The sequence below is a fragment of the Roseateles violae genome, from assembly GCF_030410485.1.
GTDB classification, from domain to species: domain Bacteria; phylum Pseudomonadota; class Gammaproteobacteria; order Burkholderiales; family Burkholderiaceae_C; genus Roseateles_D; species Roseateles_D violae.
This window is the reverse complement of sequence record NZ_JAUHHC010000004.1, coordinates 690507-711230: the sequence shown is the minus strand read 5'-3', so window position 1 is coordinate 711230 and position 20724 is coordinate 690507. Positions and strand designations below refer to the sequence as shown.

General features: G+C 69.2%; 7 protein-coding genes (1 of these 7 cut by a window edge). 4 read left to right on the top strand and 3 right to left on the bottom strand.

Going from position 1 to position 20724, the window contains the following annotated elements; all coding sequences use genetic code 11:
• Nucleotides 1–458 precede the first annotated feature (458 nt).
• Nucleotides 459–1418: a helix-turn-helix transcriptional regulator gene (locus QWJ38_RS17575; protein ID WP_290360401.1), complete on the bottom strand. Its 960-nt coding sequence runs from the start codon at nt 1416–1418 to the stop codon at nt 459–461.
• A gap of 85 nt (nt 1419–1503) precedes the next feature.
• Between QWJ38_RS17575 and QWJ38_RS17570 the strand changes: the two genes are divergently transcribed.
• From QWJ38_RS17570 to QWJ38_RS17560, 3 genes are all read left to right on the top strand, one after another.
• Nucleotides 1504–2145 (top strand): LysE family translocator, encoded by a 642-nt coding sequence (locus tag QWJ38_RS17570; RefSeq protein WP_290360400.1) that lies wholly within the window; start codon nt 1504–1506, stop codon nt 2143–2145.
• Nucleotides 2146–2177: 32 nt separating this feature from the next.
• Complete coding sequence (locus tag QWJ38_RS17565) at nt 2178–2666, top strand: hypothetical protein (protein ID WP_290360399.1); 489 nt, start codon at nt 2178–2180, stop codon at nt 2664–2666.
• 66 nt (nt 2667–2732) lie between these two features.
• Nucleotides 2733–3530, top strand: a complete 798-nt coding sequence (locus QWJ38_RS17560; protein ID WP_290360398.1) for an N-acyl homoserine lactonase family protein — start codon at nt 2733–2735, stop codon at nt 3528–3530.
• Between the two features lie 63 nt (nt 3531–3593).
• Here QWJ38_RS17560 and QWJ38_RS17555 read toward each other — a convergent pair whose 3' ends face one another.
• Together QWJ38_RS17555 and QWJ38_RS17550 are read right to left on the bottom strand one after the other, a co-directional pair.
• Nucleotides 3594–4526 carry a DUF4394 domain-containing protein gene (locus QWJ38_RS17555; protein ID WP_290360397.1) on the bottom strand — a complete coding sequence of 311 codons (933 nt, stop codon included), beginning with the start codon at nt 4524–4526 and terminating at the stop codon, nt 3594–3596.
• A 182-nt stretch (nt 4527–4708) separates the two neighbouring features.
• Nucleotides 4709–5236 (bottom strand): hypothetical protein, encoded by a 528-nt coding sequence (locus tag QWJ38_RS17550; RefSeq protein ID WP_290360396.1) that lies wholly within the window; start codon nt 5234–5236, stop codon nt 4709–4711.
• 478 nt (nt 5237–5714) lie between these two features.
• Between QWJ38_RS17550 and QWJ38_RS17545 the strand changes: the two genes are divergently transcribed.
• Nucleotides 5715–20724 carry the start of an LEPR-XLL domain-containing protein gene (locus QWJ38_RS17545; RefSeq protein ID WP_290360395.1) on the top strand. 15548 nt of this gene lie beyond the right edge of the window, so only the first 15010 of its 30558 coding nucleotides appear in the window; it begins with the start codon at nt 5715–5717; its stop codon lies beyond the right edge, outside the window.

Below are 20724 nucleotides of genomic sequence, written 5' to 3'. Positions count from 1 at the left end.
CCATGCCGGCCTGGCGCTCGAACCCCAGTACCCGCCGGACACCGTGCACCACCTCGGCGAAGCGTCCTGGCCTCAGGTGGGCTACGTGTTGCGCCCCGGGCAGACGCAGCGGCACTGGATCCGGATCCGCTTCGAGCAGAGCTGACGGAAGCGACCATCACGCGCCTGGTGAGCGGCGGATCTGATCCTTTCGGCAGCATCACCACGCTGCATCTGATATACCCGAATGGCATCGAAACAGTTGAGTCGACTGGCTGGTGGCCGTGAAGTTGGCGCAGCGCTTCCGCGCCAAATCGGCAACCGACTTCGCGGAATTTCCCTATCGCGTCCGCGCGCCGAACTGCTAGCCGCGCGTAGCGCAGCCATATCTGGCGCGAATCGCCTTTTTCATCAACCGCCCATCCTCAACTTTTCCAGGGGACACCTCATGCTTGTACTTCGAAAGCTCTATCTGCTCTTCAGCCGCGACTGCGAGCAAGCAGCGCCTGCGCATGGCTGGCCAGCGCGCGGCGCAGCGCGGCCGGCTTGACGATGCTGAAACCGAAAGGGAGGCGGCTGAAGTCGCGCGCCATCGACTCCAGGTCGTCGGCCTGTGCGCATAACCTGACCCCCTCGGCGCAGGGGTCCAGCAGACCCATCTCGGCATAGAGCGCGCGGCGCGCGGTCGCCAGATCGCAATGCAGGATCGCCTCGACCGCGTGGCTGCGCGGCAGGGTCGCGATGGACTCGGTCAGATAGGCCAGCACATCGAAACCGGGAGGGCGCCCGAAGCTGATGGGCAGCGCCTCGACCGATTGCACGCGATCGAGGCGAAAGGAGCGCACGGCGCGACGCAGATGGCAGTGCCCGACGGCATACCAGGCGCCGCCGCGGTAGGCCAGGCCATAGATGTCGACATCGCGAGCGCTCGCGCTCTGCGATGCGTCCAGATAGCCCAGGCGAACGCGCTGCTGCGCGCGTGCGGCAGCGCTCAGGCCGAGCAGTTCGGCGCTGGCATTCGGCGGCTGCGCGCCGCTCGGACGGCGCAGGTCCAGCGCCACCACCTCATTGACATCGCCGATGCGCCGGCGCAGCGGCTGCGGCATCACGCGCTCCAGCTTGGCCTGGGTGCTGGCAATCGCGGGCAGGATGCCGTTGAGCCCCAGTTCGCGGGCCGCGCGCAAGCCCATCGCCAGGGCGAGCGCCTCGTCCGAGGTGAACATCATCGGCGGCAGCTTGTGGCCGGCCGTCAGCGCATAGCCACCGTCGCGGCCGCGCTGCGCGTCGACCGGCACGCCCAGCTCGATCAGATGCGCGATATAGCGCCGCACGGTGCGCGGCTCGACGCCCAGCCGCCGCGCCAGTTCGGCGCCGGGCAGGCGCGCGTTCGATTGCAGCAGCTCCAAAACCGCTAGCACCCGACTCGTCGGCTTTTCCATCGGTTCATGGTTCCGTTCGATATAGGACCGATTCTGTCCTAAGTGCTGCCTAGACTGCCTTCACCCCTTTTTTTCGGAACCCGCCATGGACGCTGGCCACGAACTCTGGATCTACTTCGCGCTGACCTTCGGCATCATCGTGCTGCCCGGCATGGACATGGCCTTCGTCGCGGGCAGCGCCCTGACGGCCGGCCTGCGCGGAGGGCTGCTGGCACTGGCCGGCATCGTCGTCGGTGGCTTCGTCCATGTGATCGTCAATGTGCTGGGCCTGAGCGCGCTCCTGCTGCTGTGGCCCGCAGCGTTCAATGTGCTGCTGCTGGCCGGCTGCGCCTATATGAGCTGGATCGGCCTGGCGATCCTGCGCGCAGCGCCTTCGGCCGGCCCGCAACTGAAGCCGGGCGAGGCCGGACAGGCGCGCGACGCCATCTTCCTGCGCGGCGTCCTGAACTGCCTGCTCAATCCCAAGGCCTATGCCTTCATGCTGGCGGTGTTCCCGGGCTTTCTGCGCACGCCGCAGCGCGGTGTGGCCGAGCAGGCGCTGCTGCTAAGCGCCATCACCGCCGGCAATCAGATTGCGATCTACGGCGTGGTCGCCCTCGTCGCGGCCGGCGCCCAGCGCTGGGCCGGTCCGGGCGCTGCCGCGCAACGTGGCCTTTCCCTCGGCGTCGGCTCGATCCTCATCCTGGCCGCCGCCTTCACCGCCGCCGCCGCTTGGCGCTCGGTCTGACGCTGGCTTTGCAACACAGAAAGGACTTCATCATGGGTACAGCTGCCGATTTCGACTTCCTCGTCGGTGCCTGGCGGATCCGCAACCGCAAGCTGCTCAAGCCGCTGCAGGGCGCCGACGACTGGGAGCAGTTCGGCGCCAGCATGCGCATGAGCAAGCTGCCGGGCGGCATCGGCAATGTCGACGACTTCACCCCCGAAGGCGATTGGCGCCCGGGCTTTGTCGGCATGTCGCTGCGGGTGTTCAACCCGCTCACCGGCCTCTGGAGCATCTTCTGGCTGAACAACCGCGACGGCGGTCTGGAGGCTGCCACCGGCCACCTCTTGCCGCCGGTGGTCGGCGGCTTCGACGGCGACCGGGGCATCTTCGAGGGGGATGATCGTTACGACGGTCGGACGATCCGGGTCCGCTACCAATGGGACCGGCTGGGCACCGAGCAGCTGCGCTGGCAGCAGGCCTTCTCCAGCGATGGGGGCTGCAGCTGGGAGACCAACTGGGTGATGGAGATGAGCCGCGCCTGAGCGCGTTGACGACCCGCCATGCCGGGCCTGTGCGCCGCTATCATCGAACGCACACAAGGAGACGATATGAAGTTCAGCTTCTGCTTGGCGCTCGGCATGGGCGCGCTGCTCTCCCTGTCGGCGGCGGCCCAGGAGGTCTCGCTGACGCGGCTCGATTGCGGCAGCGGGACCAACGACCCGAGGCGCTTCAGCGACAGCTTTGCCTACACCGAGACCAGCAAGCCGTTCACCTTCAGCTGCTACGTCATCCGCCACGGCGCGGATCTGATGATCTGGGACACCGGCTATCTGCCGGGCTCGGTTCCCAGCGCGACCAACAAGCCGCTGGTCGAGTTGCTCAAGCAGATCAACGTCAACCCCGATGACGTCAAGTATGTCGGCATCAGCCATTACCACGCCGACCACACCGGTCAACTCGGCCCGCTGAAGAACGCGACGCTGCTCATCGGCAAGGGCGACTGGGAGGGCATCAACGCCAATCCGCCGATGGCCGGCGCGAACGTGAAGGGCTTCGAGGAGTGGATCGCCGAGAAGCGCAAGGTCGAGCCGCTGAGCGCCGACAAGGACGTGTTCGGCGATGGCAGCGTCATGATGCTGCGGGCGCCGGGGCACACGCCGGGACACAGCATGCTGCTCGTCCGCCTCAAGGAGATGGGGCCGCTGATCCTGAGTGGCGATGCCGTCCACTTTCATGAGAACTATGAGCAGGAGGGCGTGCCCGGCTTCAACCACGACCGCGCTCAGACCATCGCCTCGATCCAGCGCATCAAGCAGATCGCGAAGAACCTGAAGGCCACCTTGATCATCCAGCACGATCCGCGCGACATCGGCAAGCTGCCGGCCTTTCCCGCGGCGGCGAAGTAAGGGGCGGGTCGAGCATCGAGCGGGCGCGCGGCTATCCGGGCTGCCTGTCGCTGCCGGTCTATTTCACGGTGCCGGCTGGCGCCGCCCGCGCAGGGCGGCGGCGCCCAAGCCCGCCAGGCCAAGCGTCAGCAAGAGAGCCGCAGAGGGCTCGGGGACCGATGCGGCAATGCCGACAAGCGGCAGGCTGCCGCCCGTCGTTCCGATCAGCGTGGCCGAGCCCGTGGCCAGATCGATGGTGAAAAGCTGTGCCCCGCTGGCGGTGCCGATCGCGGCGTAAGCGATGCCTGTCGCGCCGGAAACGTCGAAGCCGAAGGGGTTGGTCAGATTGGGCAGGCCGAGCGCGCCGACCGTGCTGAAGCTGCCGGCCGCGGGATTGGGCATGCTGACCAGGAGCGGCGGATTGATGCTCGCGCCGGGACGGCTCACGAGGCCGTACAAGGAGGTGGAGCTCGCACCCGGGACGTTGTTGGTATAGGCAAAAGCGGGCAGGAGGGGCGTGATCGCCTGGTTCGGGTCGCCCGAGGCAAAGGAGAAGGGGGTGTCCACCAGCGTCGCGCCGGTATCGACGTTGATGCGCACGTTCTGTACGGTGCTGCCAGTCAGCAGGTTGCCGGAGACGCGGAGCGAGAACTGGCCTGCCGCATCGGCGACCGGATCGAAATCGAAGCCGGTGTTTCCGCCGCCCGCCACACCGCCGAGGGCGCTGACCGCAAAAGCGAAGGTCGCCGTCCCGCTCACCGAATCCAGGGTGTAGATGCGGTTGTTGTTGGTGATCCCGTAGATGAGGCCGTTGGAAGGCCGACGATCGATGGCCACGATCGAGTCGGTCCCCTGCAGCCCCGAGATCACCACATCGCGGGTCAGCGTTCCAGGTGTGGCGCTGTCGAAGGTCTGGATGCGTTGAACGCCGGTGGTGACGGCAACGATGTCCTCCGCGCCACTGGCGGTGCAGAACAAGCCGAGGAGGGGAAGCAGAAGAAGCCGGGACTTGAGCATCGGAAGCTCCTTTCCAACGAGCGCGAATCCAGGCCGCGGCTCTAAGCCACGGCTTGGAAATGAGTGCGCTCATTCTGCAAATGGCGGCCGAGCGCCAACAATCCCCACGCCTAGGGGCGCAAGCTGCAAGCGCCGACAGGCTTGCTTCGTCGGCGATGCAGTCTGCGCGCTTGCGTCGGTGATCAGCGATAGACGTGCTCTGCCTTGTTCGCGGTCCAGCGGTCCTCGAAGTGCGCGGCGTCCTCGTCATTTTTCGCGCGCACGCCCATCAGAATGCCGCCCTTGCGAATCCCTTCTTCGTAATGCTTGACCCGCTCTTCCGGCATGTTCCAGCCCACGAGCGCTCCGATCAGACCGCCGCCGGCTGCGCCCGCCCCCGCGCCGGCCAGCGCCGCGGCTAGCGGCCCGGCAATGACCAGGCCCAGCCCCGGCAGCGCGAGCGTGGTACCCGCTGCGGCAAGGGCGGCGGCAATGGCACCCACGGTGCCGCCGATGGCTCCGCCCACGGCCGCGCCTTCGGCGGCCCTGTTGCCGAGCTCGGTTTCCGTGCCGGTGTCGGCGAAATGCTTCTGCCGGGTTTCATCCGACATGACGACGTCGACGTCGCTCGGGCTGTAGCCGCGCTCGCCCAGCGAGCCGTAGGCGGATTCGGCGCTCGCGCGGTCCGGGAAAAGTCCCGTCACCATGCGGCGGTCATTGCTGGTGTCCATGAATGCTCCTTGCGTGTTGATTGCGGTCCAGGTGCCCGATGCGGAATCGCAGCGGGCGCTCGTATGCAGAGCGAAATCCGGCAACAGCATTCCCAGCTCGCGCTGGATGGCGCGGCCGGCGCTCCCGTTGGCATGGGTGCCACGACCGCTCCCACCGCCGGTAAGCCGAGGCCGAAGCGGACATGGGGCAGCTGTCGGTCCCGCGGCCTTGCAAACCAGGGTTTTCATGGGTCTCCTGCGACTTCAATCGTGGGGGTAAGCAATGTTTGCCGGGCGTCCATGCATCGCCGACCTGCTGCAACATCCGTTTACAAGCCAGAATCCCTGCTAGCTGTAAAGGCTTTTGATGGCGTCGACGCTGCGTCAAAGGTCCTGGTTGCGGTAGTTCAAGGCGGCGAGCCTCCCCGGTCTCCTGATGCCGGCGGTGCGCGAGAAGGGCGTCCACGCCCCCGAATCAGGTGTGCCTGAGGAGACCGCCATGCAGTTGCTGCGTCAGCTGAAGAGCCGTATCGCCCAGTCCCAACACGCCCGTTGGGCGATGGCACAGAAGGCGAGCAGCCCTCTGGCGCGGCGGCCCTCGCTGCGGCTGGAAGCGCTGGAGCCGCGTCTGCTTCTTTCGGCCGACCCGATGACCGCAAGCGCCGCGGGTGTCTATACGGTCAGCTTTGCCGGCAGCGACGACGTGGTGGAGATCCACCAGTCGGCGACCTCGGCCAACGGCGGGGTGGTCGTCAACCTGACTTATCTCGATGACGCGGCAGCATCGAAGACGCTCACCCTCGGCAACGAGACCGTCGGCATCCTCGGTCTGGTGCTCGATGCCGGCGCGGGCAACGACCGCATCAGCACCGATGCGCTGTCGGTGCCCTTGACGATCAAGGGCGGCGAGGGCACCGACACGCTGATCGGCCCCGACGTCGACACCGACTGGCTGATCAGCGCGGCCAATGCCGGTTCGGCGCAGGGCATCAGTGGCTTCAGCGGGATCGAGAACCTCAGCGGCCGCGGCGGCGACGACCGCTTCAGCTTTGTCGGGGCGGCCGCGCTGAGTGGTCAGCTCGACGGTGGCAACGGCGAAGACACGCTGATCGGCGGCAACCAGGACAACAGCTGGAGCCTGTTCGATGTCAATGCCGGCATGCTCAACGGCGCTGCCTTCCGGGCCATCGAGAACCTCACGGGCGGTAGTGCCAAGGACGAATTCCGTCTGCAGGCCGGCGCCTCGCTGGATGGAGAGCTCCTCGGCGGCGCCGGCGTCGACACGCTGTTCGGCGCCAACGCGGTCAATCTGTGGAAGCTCAGTGGCGCCGGGAAGGGTCAGCTCGGTGACCTGCATTTCGATGCCATCGAGAACTTCACCGGCGGCAGCGCCGACGACACCTTCAAGCTGAGCGCCGGTGCCTCGGTGGCGGGCACGCTGGACGGCGGCGTCATCGACAGCGCCGCACCGGCGCTGGACACGCTGGACTACAGCGGTTTCGGCGCGCCGGTGACGGTGGACCTGGAGCAGGCCCTGGGCACGGCCGTGCATGCCTTTGCCCATCTGCAAAGCGTGGTGGGCAGCGCCGCCAGCGACACCCTGATCGGTCCGGTCGCGGTGCTGGACCAGACCCGCTGGGACATCACCGGCGGCAACAGCGGCAGCGTCGACGGCATGGCCTTCGCCGGCTTCGAGAGTCTCACGGGCCAGGCCAGCAGCAACGACGCCTTTGTCTTCGTCGGCAGCGGCAGCATCAGTGGCATGATCGCCGGCGGCGCGGGCGGCCTGGACGGCTTTGCGGCGCAGGACGCCAGCGGCCACATCACCGCCTACCAGCCCACGGGCGCCGACCAGTCGGGCGCCACCGGTCACGGCGGCAACTTCAGCGGCATGGACCGTTACGACGCGCTGGTCACCACCGGCAACCATGTCGTGTTCACCGGTTCGATCTTCGACACCGATATCGTCGTCGACACGCCGGCCCCGGGCCAGACGCGCGTGCGTCTGGACAACTTCAGCTTCAGCAATGGCGCCAGCTCCAGCTTCAGCTTCGCCAGCCCCAGCGGTTCGCTGTCGCTGATCACCGGCAGCGGCGACGACCGCATCAGCATCAACGCGCTGGACGCCGGCTTCAGCGGCGCGCTGCTGCAATTCAGCGGCGGCATCCTCACCGCCACCTTGCGCGAAAGCGCCGACGCGGTCGGCTTCGTGCTGTCGCCGGACTTCAACGACGCCGGCGTCATCCTGGACTTCGTGCTGGACGCCGGCCTGGCCAGCGAACATGTGCAGACCTTCGGCAGCGACGGCAGCGGCGTCGCCGAGGTGCACATCCTGGCGCGCGGCGGCGACGACCGCGTGACGGTGGGCGTGCTGCTGCCGGTGGATCTGATCGTCGAGGTCGACGGCGGCGCCGGCAACGACACGCTGACCGGCCCCGACGAAAGCGCGAGCGGCGGCGTCAGCTGGACCATCGACGGTCTCAATCGGGGCTCTGCCAGCGGCATCACCCATTTCCAGGCCTTCGAGAACCTGCGGGGCGGCACCGGCGACGACCTCTTCATCCTGCGCAGCGGCGACAGCGGCGTCGGCCGCATCAGCGGCGCTATTGACGGCGGCAACGGCGGCGCGCTGGGCTACGACTCGCTGATCGGCGCCAATATCGACAACCTCTGGCTGATCGATGGCGCCGATGCCGGCGTGGTCAACGGCCAGACGCGGTTCAGCTCGATCGAAGGCGTGATCGGCGGCGAGGCGGCGGATGAGTTCCGCCTGCTCGCCGGCGGCTCGATCAGCGGCCTGGTCGATGGCGGCCTGAGCCGCGAGGTCGGCGACACCGGCGTGGCCGCGCCGGACACGCTGAGCTTCGCCAGCCGCAGCAGCGGCGTGACGGTGAACCTGAAGGTCTATGTGCCCGGCGAGCCGGAACCGCTGCCCGCCCAGGCCACCGACGTCGCCGCCTTCGACCGCATCGACATCCTGGTGGGCAGCGCGGCGGCCGACAGCCTCGTCGGCCCGCGCCCGCCCGAGGCCGAGGACCCGAGCGCCGAGGGCGCGACCATCGCCAACTGGACGATCAGCGGCCCCAATGCCGGCGATGTGGCGGGCATCCATTTCAGCGGTTTCGAGTCGCTGGTCGGGCGCGACGACGTCAACGACTACTTCCTGTTCGAGGCGGGCGGTTCGCTCAGCGGCACGCTGCACGGCGGCATCCTGGCCGGCAATGAGCTCCGCGACGGCTTCGCCGTCTCCAACGGCGTCACCACCGACGTCTTCGTGCCCACCGTCGCCGAGCAGGGCGGCGCCGTCGACCTCTATGGCCGCCATGTGGTCTACACCGGCATGGACCCCGAGACGCTGACGGAGGGCGACGCCGCCAACCTGACCCTCAGCGGCACGGTATTCGCCGACGACATGGTGCTGCGCGACATCGGCACGCCCGGCGACGGGCAGATGCAACTGCTCTTCAACAATCTGCGCTTCACCAGCGAGGGCCTGGTCTTCGGCTCGACCATCGACTTCCAGGCCCCGACCGAGTCGCTGACGATCAACGGCAGCTTCGGCGCCGACACCATCCATGTGCAGGGGCTGGATGGCAGCTTCGCCGCCGACCTGCAGATCTATGGCAACTTCGCCGGTCGGCCCAATCCGCTGACCGACATCTACGTGGACAAGGTGGTGTTCGAGGGCGACGTGGCGACGCACGGCGGCTATCTCGAGGTGTTTGCCGCGAACATCCAGGTCAAGCCCGGCGCGATCCTGTCGACGCTGGCTCCCAATGCCAGCGATGCCGACAACGACATCGTCTTCCGCGCCCGCCGCATCGGCACGCCGGACATCGAGAACCTGCTGCCCTCGGGCTATATCGCCCGTTCCGTCGACATCGATATCGGCGCCGGTGCCCAGCTCCAAGCCGCCAACATCTACCTGGTGGCGCAGGCCGAGGACCGCGACATCGCCACCCAGCTGGGGCTGACGACGCTGCAGAAGCAGTGGTTCGTCGATCCCGGCCTGAGCCTGCTGCAAGACTTCATCGCACTGCCGATCAAGGTGCTGGTGAAGGCCTCGGAAGCGCATGTCGACATCGGCGCCGGTGCCCAGATCCTGGCCGGCGACGTGATCGGCATCTATGCCACCGCCTCGGCCGACGCCAGCGGCCAGGCCTCCAGCCTGCTCTTCAGCCTCGGCTACGCGCAGGCGGACGCCAAGGCGAGCATCGATGTGCGGGCCGGCGCCAAGATCGAAGGCGGCGGTGCCGTCAACATCACCTCGGACGGCAGCGCCACGGCGGCCATGTCCACCGCCACCGAGGTCGAGGAAGAGGGCCCGGTGAAAGGGCGGAAGTCCGTCCCCTTCGCGGCCTCGCTGGCCGTCAGCTGGGCGCGCCTGAGCTCGCTGACCACCGTGGCGCCCACAGCCGAGGTGCATGGCGGCCGCACCGTCAACATCCGCGCGCTGGGCGAGACCGAGTCCGAGGCCGAATCGGAGGCCGGCCTGTTCGCCGATGGCGTCGCGGCGCTGTCGCTGGCGCTGCAGTTCTCCAAGGCCGATATCCGCGCCGACGTAGCCGGCAAGGTGCAGGCGGACATGAACACGAACGGCGGCGAGGTCGTCAAGTTCGAGTTCGACCCGACGCTGAAGGCCGCGGCCGTGACCAGCGCGGCCACCGTCAAGCGCCTGATGCCGGCCGACGACGCCAACGGCATCGTCGGCGACACCGTGCAGGTGACCGAAGAGGTGCCGGTATCGGCCACCGACCCGGCCGGCTGGTCCGACCTGCTGATGCCGGCCGGGACCGTGTTCGAGTACATCGGGCCGCGGGTCTCCAACGCCGCCGGCATCGACCTCGCAGTGGCCAAGCAGAACTACCGCGATCCGACGCTGTGGCGCGTCACCTCCGAACCCTGGGGTTACGTCGACTTCGCTAACAACCGCATCTCGGTCTACAACCAGGCCAATCAGGCCAACAACTGGGTCGTCGTCACCGAGGACACGGCCGATTATTCGTCGCGCCGCGGCATGAGCATCGGCGGCCTGACCAACGGCGAGACCTACACCGTCATCGCGCTGGAAGACGACCCGACGACGGCCGTCGACGAAAGCCGCTACGTCCAGCTGGCGCGCAACGAGCAGAACGCTATTGACGGCGTGCCGATCGACCTGTTGACCCCGGCCGAGGCGAAGGCCAAGGCGATCGCCGAGTTCGTGGCGGCCTCGGGCGCCATCGGGCCGATCGCGATTGCACAAGCCCTCGCGGCGGCGACGGCCTTGTACGGGCCGGTCGACTTCTCGCCCAGTACCAACTCGAACCGCTTCACGCAGGACGACATCGTCGGCGACAAGATCACCGTCAACGGCCCGGGCAACACCTTCGAGCTCGGCCAGGCGGTCAACTTCTTCGAGCCGGGCCATGACGACAATGACCGCGTCGTGCCCAGCTTCAACCCGGACGGCACGCCCGAACTCGACGCCGACGGCGAGCAGATTTCGCGCTGGCGCGACCCCGACGGCCTCATCGACGGCCAGATCTACACGCCGATGATCGAGGGGCTGGAGCATGGTGGCCTCTACTACATCATGGCCGGCACCGACCAGTTCAATCTGATCGGCGACCAGCGCCTGGTCGACAAGCAGACCTTCCAGCTCGGCGCGCTGGAAAACGAGACCCGCGGCGGCGTCGCCCGCATCAAGCTCGGCGCCGTGACGCCGCTGCCGGCGGGCCAGAGCTACCGCCTGGCGGCGACGCAGATTCTGGACTCGACCTTCCTCACCTTCGGCATCGGCTCGGCCCTGGGGGCCAGCGACACGGCCTCGGCTACCGCCGGCTTCGAGGCCGAGGATCGCGACAAGCCCAAGACGCCGAAGAGCGGCTTCGACTACAAGCAAAGCTTCTTCGACAACCTGGTCGGCCAGGTGGCGGCCAGGTACCAGGCCAACAGCAACGCCGGTGGCGCCAACGGCAAGCCCTTGGGGCAGGTGGCGGGCGCGCTGGCCTTCAGCTTCACCGATCACGTCGTCGAGACCCTCATCCGCTCCACCGCGGACCTGAACTCCAACGACGATATGGAGTTGACCTCGGGCATCACCGAGGAACTCTCGATCAGCGCCGAAAGCACCGGCGAGGAGCAGAAGGGCAAGACGGACACGAACACGGGCAAGGCAGAGCCCAACACCTCGGCCGACAACAGCATCGCCGCCGCCCTCACCGTGGGCGTGATCAACAACGCTTCGCGCGCCATCATCGAAGGCGGCGCCCATCTCGACTCGATGCGCGCCCTGCGCCTGCTGTCGGGCGTGACCTATCCCTTCCTGACCCGCCTCGACGAGTTCGTGCCCGCCTCGGCCGGCGAGTTGAGCGACAACATTTCCAGCAAGGGCTTCGACTTCTTCAACACCTACCTCGACGGGTCGGGCGGGCTGAGGTCGCTGATGAACACCTTCACGCGCAGCACCACCTCGGCCGACAAGGTGGCGGTGGCGGGCTCGATCAACGTCCTGGTGTTCAACAACGTCGCCGAGTCCATCGTGCGCAGCGGCGCCGTCATCAACCAGGACCCGTTCTACCGCCCGGCGCCCGAGTACTACAGCGACCCGGACAACTACGACCCGGCCAACAACGACAACGTCACCCACAGCGCCAACGCCAACAATGTCGACGAGCATGTGGTCTCGATCGAGGCGACGAACTGGATGCAGTTCATGGGCGTGACCGGCGTGTTCGCCTTCCAGCTGCCCAGCATCGAGATCAGCGACCCGCTGCGGTTCGCCGCCAACGGCCTGGACGAAATCGACCCCTCCTTCGATGCCAGCCTCACCCCGACCAAGGGCGGCAAGGGCGGTATCGGCGGCGCCATCAGCCTGCGCTTCCTGAACAACACCACGCACGCCATCATCGAGAAGGACGTCGACCTTTACAGCGGCCAGCAGTCGGGCCTGAACGTCAAGGCCGAGGAAGCCATCATGGGCTTCTCCTTCAACCAGGCCGGCGCCGACGCCGGCAAGCTGGCCGTCGGCGGCACCTTCTCCTTCCTGAAGCAGGACAGCGACACGCTGGCCCATATCGCCCAGGGCTCGCGCATCACCGGTGGCCGCGTCGACGTCTATGGCGGCAGCCTGGAGACGCAGATCAACTGGGCCGGCGGCGTGGCCAAGAGCAAGGCCATCGGCGCCGGCATCTCGGTGGCCATCAACGAGATCGATCGGGACACGCGCGCCATCATCGGCGAGTTGGACGACAACGGCGTCGACGTGAGCCAGGCCGAGGGCATCGACGTGGTCGGCGCGGTCACCGCGCGCGCCAGCGTGGCCGGCGGCCTCTACGCCTTCACCGTGGCCGGAGCGGTGGCCAACGGATCGCCCGACACGCCGCAGGCCAATGCCGGCGGCAACGCGCCGGCGGCCGGCGCCGCCGGGCAGGCCGGCAACGTGCCGGCCGCCGCGGGTGCACCCACCCAGGGACAGAAGGACCAGCAGGCCAATAGCAGCCTGGCCGTGGCCGCCGCGGTGTCCATCAACCATGTCACCGATGTCACCCGCGCCTCGCTGACCGATTACGTGGTCAGGGCGGACGCCGTCGACATCAAGGCGGTCAACCACAACGACATCGTCTCGGCCACCGGCGGCCTGGCGCTGGCCAAGACCGACTCGGGCGCCAACGCCGTCGCGCTGGCCGGCGCCTTCAGCTACAACGGCATCGACGCGCGCACCGACGCCTTCATCGACGATGCCCATCTGACGCTGCGCAGCGTCGACTTCCAGGACTTCGTCGTCGAGACGGCCCAGCGCCGCCTGTCGGTGACGGCCGACGACGTCTCCAATATCTGGAGCCTGGCGGCCGGCGGCGCCGGCGCCGTGGCCGCCGGCGGCAAGACGAGCGGCGGCGGCAGCACCGTGACCGGCTCGCTGGCGGGCTCGGTGGCGCTGAACTTCATCAGCGGGCACACGCGCGCCCGCATGCTCGACAGCGAGGCGATCCTGCTCGGCGGTGACGCCGTCAGCGATGCCCTCGTGCACGCCGGCAACGATGCCGACATCTTCGCCCTCGCCGGCAGCGTCTCGCTGGCCCAGGCCTCGGGCAGGGGCACCAGCGTGGCCTTGTCGGCGGGCGTGGCCATTGCCGTCAACACCATCGCCACCGACACGGAGGCCCTGCTCGAGGACAGCGAGATCCTGTGGGACCCGCAGGCCAGCGGCGGCATCACGGTCGAGGCCCTCTCCAGCGGCAGCATCAAGACCTTCTCGGTCGCCGGTGCCTTCGGCGGCGCGATCGCCCAGCAGTCGGGCACCGGCTTCGCGGGGGCGCTGGCCGGCTCGGGCTCGGTCAACAACATCGATGCCGACACCGTGGCCGCCGTGCGCCGCAGCCATGTCGACGCCGAAGGCGCCGTCGACGTCAGCGCGCACAACGATGCGCAAATCATCGCCGGCGCCGGCGTGCTGGCCATCGCCATCGGCCAGTCCACCCAGGGCACGGCCGCGGCCGTCGCCATCGGCGGCTCCTTTGCGATCAACCGCATCGACGGCGACGGCGAGGGCAATCTGGCCTGGGCCGAGGTCGACGACTCCCGGCTGAGCGCGGGCGACGCCATCACCGTCGATGCGCACAGCAGCGGCCAGATCCTGGCCCTGGCCATCGGCGCCGCCGGCAGCCTGGGGGCCTCGGCCAGCGGCGCCGTGGGCGCGGTCAGCCTGGCCGGCTCGGTCGGCTACAACAAGGTGCGCAACAACACCCAGGCCCGCGTGCGCGGCGACAGCCTGCTGCAGAACCGCGGCGGCGGCAGCAGCGGCATCGCCGTCACGGCCGAGGACGATTCGTCGATCGTCTCGGTTGCCGGCGCCGCGGCGCTGAGCTTCGCGCTAAGCCAGGAGACCGCCATCGCGGCCTCGCTGGGCTTCTCGCTCACCGTCAACGAGATCGAGAACACGCTGGTCGCCGAGGTGCTCGATTCGGACATCGAGTCGGCCGGCGGCTTCACCGTCTCGGCCGACAGCGAGGCCGAGATCACCTCGGTCGCCCTGGGGCTTGGCCTGGCGGTGGCCATCAGTGGCGGCGCCAGCGCGGTCAGCGTCGCCGCCACCGGCGCGCTCAGCTTCAACGAGATCGACAACAGCATCACGGCGCGCATCGCCAACACGAACGCGCCGGACGCCGCCAACCCCGAGGCCTCGGGCACCGTCGATGCCGACGGCCTGCTGAGCGTGACGGCCAGCGACGATTCGACGATCAATGCCTTCGGCATGGCCGCCGCCGCCAGCATCGGCGGCACGACCGATGGACCCGGCATCGCGGTCTCGCTGGGCCTGGCGCTCGCGCACAACCGGATCGAGAAGGAGGTCGGCGCCAGCCTGGTGAACCTGGGTCGCGTGGACACCGGCGGCGCCGACGTGCTCGTCACGGCCAGCGACGCGTCCTCGGTCGGGGTGGTCACCATCGCGGCCGCCGTGGCGGTGGCGGTCGGCAGCATCGGCGTCGGCGTCGCCGGCGGCGCGGCGGAGTCGACCAATATCGTGCTCTCGCACACGCATGCCGACATCGAGGGCAGCGTCATCGGCAGCAATGCGCATTCGGTCGGCGATGTGACGGTGGAGGCCACGGGCACCGCCGAGATCCACGCCACCGTCGCCGGCGTGGCGGTGGCGGTGGGCCTGGGCACCGACGGCGTCGGCGTCGCCGCCGCCGTCGGCATTGCCGTGGCGCGCAACTTCATCGGCTGGGACCCGAACGCGCCGGGCGTGACGGCCGATGTCGACGTGCCCAGCCAGGGCGACAAGAACGCGCCGCGACAGCCCACGCTGACCCCGGGGCTGAAGGTGCGCGTGGTCGAGGGCGCGCTGGCCGGCGACATCTACGAATACATCGGCCCGCCGGCCAACGACAGCGATCCGGACACCGCGGGAGCCCAGGGCTTCGACCTGCGCATCCAGCAGTACCGCGATTCGCGGCTGTGGAAGCAGGTCAATGCGGCGAAGAACGCCTCGCAGATCCAGGCCTCCATCGTCGACAGCAGCGTGCGCGCGGCCGGCGACCTGAGCGTCGGCGCCCATTCCACCGAGAGCATCGACGCGGTCGTCGTTGCGCTGGCCGCGGGCATCGGCGGCGGCACCGAGGTCGGCATCGCGCTGAGCGGTGCCGGCAGCTATGCCGAGAACAAGATCGCTCTCGATACCCTGGCCTTCATCGACCGCGATGGAAGCGCCGGCATCCGCGCCGGCAGCGTGCAGATCCTGGCCGACGACTCGCCGGGCATCAAGTCCATCGCCGGTGCGGCCTCGGTGGCCGTGGGCTTCGGCGCCGAGGTGGGCGCGGCGATATCGATCGGCCTGTCGCTGGCCTTCAACGAGATCGACAACCACGTCGATGCCTTCATCCGCGATGCCGACAGCGGCGTCAGTAGCTCGTCCGGCGACCTCACGATCACCGCGCTGCAGCAGGGCCGGCACCTGTTCGACGTGAACCTCGGCGGCCTGCTGACCGCCGACGAACTGGCGGACGCGGCGACGGCCGACCAGGACATCGGCGAGACCGCGGCGCTCAACGAGGCCACGCAGGACGCCAAGGGCGACGCGCTGCTGCTGGGCCGGCTGCGCGCGGCCATGGACGCGGCCCTGCAGGCCGCCGGCATGGCGCCGCTGGCCGTCACCGAGTCGGTCACACCCGAGGCGATGCTGACGCCCGAAAGCGGGCGCATCGACATCGGCAGCGTGCAGAACGGCAAGCAGCTCGTCTTCGACGCCTCGCATCCCTATGCCACCGGCGACAAGGTCCTCTACGACGCCAAGGGCGGCCCGGCCATCGGCGGGCTGGTCAGCGGACAGACCTATTACGTCATCAATGTCAGTGCCAAGGTGATCGAGCTCGCGAGCTCGGAGGCGAACGCCAAGGCCGACACGCCGGTGGCGATCCCGCTGACGCCACCGGCCGGCGGCACCGACGGCCAGTCGCTGCGCAGCCTCTACAACCTGAGCGACGGCACGACGGTGAAGACGGCCGCCGGCGTCTACCGCTATGTCGGCAGCGACAACGACGGCAAGAACGCCAATCTCGCCACGCAGAACTACGCGGATGCCTCGCACTGGCTGCGGGTCGACAAGCTGAAGGTTTCCGAGTCGGTGCCGGGCAGCAACTGGCTGGTGGTGGCGCCGGACGGCCAGACCTTCGTGCTCGAGCGCACGAGCGCGATCGGCGCGCCGCTGACGGTGAGCGTCAGCAAGGGCTCGATCGAGGCGCTGTCGGCCGCTGGCTCGGTGTCCATCGGCCTGGGCACGGTCGGCATCGGCCTCGCCGGCGCCGGCGCGGTGGCGCAGAACGTCATCCTGGGTACGACCAATGCCTTCGCCGAGGACAGCGTGCTGCACAGCGCCGGCGACGTCTCGCTGAGCGCGGTCAGCACGATCAACATCTCCTCCGTCGTCCTCTCGCTGTCCATCGCGGTCGGGGTCGGCCAGGTCGGCGTCGGCGCGGCCATCGGCGTCTCGGTGGCGCGCAATTTCATCGGCTGGGAGCCGGGTTCCGATCCGAGCCCGATCGAGGTGCGGTCCTACCTCAGCGGCAGCAGCGTCATCGCCGCTGGCGAGCTGCGGCTCGACTCGCTGGCACGCCAGAACATCGATTCCATCGTGTTCGCGGGTTCGGCGGCGGTGGGCGCGGGCAATGTGGGCGTGGGTATTGCCGGCTCCGGCGTGTTCTCGGAGAACCGCATCGCCGCCGATGTCCGCAGCGCCATCGGCGGCGCGGGCGCCGTGATCGAGGCCTCGAGCGTCGACCTGACGGCAGACGATCGCTCGACGATCAGCGCCTTTGCCGGCGCGGTCGCCATTGGCATCGGCGCGGGGACCGTGGGCGTGGGCGTCTCGATCGGCGTGGCCCTGGCCCAGAACACGATCAACAACAGCGTGCTGGCGACGGTCAGCGGCGCCACGGTGCACGCCACGCAGGGCGACATCCGGCTGGACGCTGAAGATGTGGCCACGATCCGGGCCGTGTCGGCCGCGGCCTCGGTGGCCCTCGGTGCCGCCGGCACCGTGGGCATCGGCGTGGCCGGCGCCGGTGCGCTGGCCGAGAACGTCATCCTCGGCCGCACCGACGCCTATCTGTCGCAGGCCAGCCTCACCGCGTCGGGCGCCGTGGCGCTGCGCGCCGAGAACAAGTCCAGCATCGACGCCATCATCGTCTCCGCCGCGATCGGCGTCGGTGTCGGCGGCTCGGTCGGCGGCATCGGGGCCTCGCTGGGCGTCGGCCTGGCGCGCAACTACATCGGCACGCAGAACCACATCAGCGTGCCGCACAGCTACACCAGCAGCGACAACGTGCTCGCGCTCGGCACCGGTGCGACCGTGCTCGTCAGCGACGGGCCGCGCGCCGGCGACGTGTACGAGTACCTCGGCGACCCGCTGGTGGTGCAGTTCGACTTCACCACGTCCAGCAGCAGCGGCCAGGTCAATACCGGCGACCGTGTCAAGCGCTTGGCGGGCGTGGGCGGCGCGGCCGAGGACGCGGTGTTCGAGTATTTCGGCAGCAGCCCCCTGTCGGCCGGCAGCCTGGCCACGCAGGACTACAGCGACCTGAAGCTGTGGCGGCAGGTCACCGCGGTGCAGGGCGATTTCTCCGACTCGACCTTGTGGAAGCTGGTCAACCTGAACAGCGCACCGCTGGAGGTCAAGGCCTTCGCCGAGGACAGCAGCATCCGGGCCGGCGGCGCCTTGGCGATGGTGGCCAATGGGCAGCAGTCCGTCGACGCCTTCGTGTTCACCGGCTCGGTGGCCGTCGCCGCCGGTTCGCTGGCCTCCGCCGCGGCCGCCGGTGCCGGCGTGGCCAGCGACAACCGCATCAGCACCGATGTGGCCGCCTATATCGACGGCAGCGGCGCCGGCGGGATCTCGGCGAGCTCGGTCGATCTGCACGCCAGCGACCTGTCGCAGATCCAGGCCGACACCGCGGCGGTCGCGGTGGCCGGTGCCTTCGCCGCCTTCGGGGCCGTCGCCGTCTCGGTGGGCGTTTCCGTGGCCAACAACTCGGTCGACAACCAGGTCTCGGCCTATATAGCCGACGCCGGCGTCGAGGCCAGGACGGGCGACGTTGCCATCACCGCCGTCGAGAACGCCAGCATCGAGGCCGTGTCGGTGGCAGCCTCGCTGGCCATCGCCGGCGCCATCGGCAGCGGCGCCATTGCCGGCGCCGGCGTGGCCGCCACCAACAGCATCGGCAATGTGGTCGACGCGCATATCCTGGATGCATCGGTGCGCAGCGCCGGCGGGGTCAGCGTGCTGGCCGACGACACGGCCACGATCTCGGCGGTCAACGCCTCGGTGGCGGTGGCCGGCGGCGCCGTCGGCATTGCGGTCGGTGTGCTGGTGGCCAGCAACGACATCCACGACGACGTCAACGCTTCGATCGGCCGCTCCACCGTGACGGCCCTGGGCGGCGACATCGCCGTCACCGCGCACGACCTGCCCACGGTCACGACCAAGAGCGCGGTGGCCGCCGTGTCGGTCACGGCCTCGGCCGCGGTGGGCCTGTCGCAGGCCACCATCGCCGGCACCACGCAGGCCCTGGTCGATGCGTCGACGCTGAGCGCCCTCGGCCACCGGGTCCGCGTGCACGGCACATCCAGCGCCGACATCGATGCGCTGACCGTCGGCGCGGCCGCCGGCACCGTCGGCGTCGCCGCGGTGGTCTCCGAGGTCACGATCGCCGGCGCGACGCTGGCCGGCGCGACCGGCCAGTCGACCATCATCTCCAGCGGCCTCGACATCCTGGCCGATTCGCACAATATCGCCACGCCCGAGACCGACGTCGTCGCCATCGGCCTGGCGGCCGGCGCCGGTGTGCGCTCCAGCAGCTTGATCGAGCGCTCGACGCGCGCCTTCGTCGGCGACGGCGCCAGCGTCTCCGCCGGCAGCGGCGAAGTGTCGATAGACGCCCAAAGTACGTCGCATGCCACCGCCTCCACCACCGGGGTGGCGGCCGGTGTCGGGGTCGCGATCAATGTCGTGCTCGTCGACGCCACGATCGAGGGCGACACCACGGCCAGCATCGGTGCCGGCGCGCACGTAAGCGCCGGCGACGTGTCGGTGTCGGCCAAGGCGGCCAACACCGTCGACGGCAGCACGCTGGGACTGGCCCTGTCGGGCCTGCTCTCGGTCAGCGCGGTCAAGCAGGAAGCCTTCATCGGCAGCGCCACCGCTGCCAGCATCGGCGCCGGGGCCGCGATCGAGGCGGCCGACCTCGACGTCCTGGCCCAGGCGGACAACAGCGCCGTGGCCGACGTGTTCTCCTTTGCCGCCAGCTTCCTCGCCAGCGGTGCCGGTGTGTCCGCCAACGCCGACATCACCGCGCAGACGACGACCATGGCGAGCGTCGGCGACGACGCGCAGCTCCGCCTGTCCGGCGCGCTGACGGTCGATGCCAGCGCGAACAACAGCGCCGAGGCCTCGGCCCGCGGCGGCGCGGGCGGCTTGTTCGCCGGCATCACGGTGATGCTGCCCGAAGCCCATGTGCGCGGCGCCACCGGCGCCACGATGAATGGCGACCTGCTGTCGGCGTCCGACGTCACCGTCTCGGCCGAGGCCACCAACACCGCCGAAGCGGTGAATGTGTCGGTCAGCATCGCCGGCGGCATCGCGTTGAGCGTCACCGGCGCCACGGCCGAGGTCACGTCGACGGCCGGCGTGTCGGCCAGCGTCGGCGCCAGCGCCAGCGTGGCCACGGCGGGCACGCTGCTGGTCGATGCCAAGGCCAGCAACAAGGCCCACGCCAAATCCGATGTCGGCTCGGGCGGTGGCATCGGCGTCGCCGCCTCCCGGCTCACCGCCACCGTCGCAGGCGGCACGCAGGCCAGCATGGACGGCACGGTGTCGCGCGCCCAGGCGGTCGCGCTGCATGCGAACGGCGACAACAGCGCAAACACCGAGGCGCTGGCCATCAGCATCGGCTTGTATGCCGGCGGCGGCATCGCGCCGGTCTCCAGGGTGACGCCGGAGGCGTCGGTGTTGGCCCGCATCGGCGGGACGGCGCGCGTGACCGACAAGAACGCCGCCGTCGAGGCACGCGCCAGCAGCACCGACCTCAGCACGGCCAGCGCCACCGGCGTCAGCATCTCCGGCCTGACCGTCAACATCATGCATGTCGAGTCGAGCGTCGGCGGCGCCACGCGCGCCACCGTCGGCGATGGCGCCGTGCTGGATGCCGCCTCGCTGCTGCTCGACGCAGCGGCAACGACCAAGCCTTCGTCCACCGAGACCAGCGTCGGTCTCGGCCTGCTGTTCTCGGCCGTCAAGGCCGAGACCGTGGTGCTCGATACGCACGCCGTCTCCGCGACCATCGGGCAGTCCGCCACCATCGACACCGTCGGCGACGTCCGGCTTCTCGCCACCAGCACCAGCCAGGGTCAAGTCAATGTCGGCCTGGGCTCGGGCGGCTTCGGGGCCGGCGTCGGTTCCTCGGCGACCGCCTTGCTGACGCCGGTGGTGACGGCCTCGATCGGGCAGGGCAGCGCCGTGAGCGCCGGCGGCG

Coding starts and splice junctions, on each gene's coding strand:
- QWJ38_RS17575 (WP_290360401.1), bottom strand. CDS start 1,418: ATGGAAAAGCCGACGAGTCGGGTGCTAGCGGTTTTGGAGCTGCTGCAA.
- QWJ38_RS17570 (WP_290360400.1), top strand. CDS start 1,504: ATGGACGCTGGCCACGAACTCTGGATCTACTTCGCGCTGACCTTCGGC.
- QWJ38_RS17565 (WP_290360399.1), top strand. CDS start 2,178: ATGGGTACAGCTGCCGATTTCGACTTCCTCGTCGGTGCCTGGCGGATC.
- QWJ38_RS17560 (WP_290360398.1), top strand. CDS start 2,733: ATGAAGTTCAGCTTCTGCTTGGCGCTCGGCATGGGCGCGCTGCTCTCC.
- QWJ38_RS17555 (WP_290360397.1), bottom strand. CDS start 4,526: ATGCTCAAGTCCCGGCTTCTTCTGCTTCCCCTCCTCGGCTTGTTCTGC.
- QWJ38_RS17550 (WP_290360396.1), bottom strand. CDS start 5,236: ATGGACACCAGCAATGACCGCCGCATGGTGACGGGACTTTTCCCGGAC.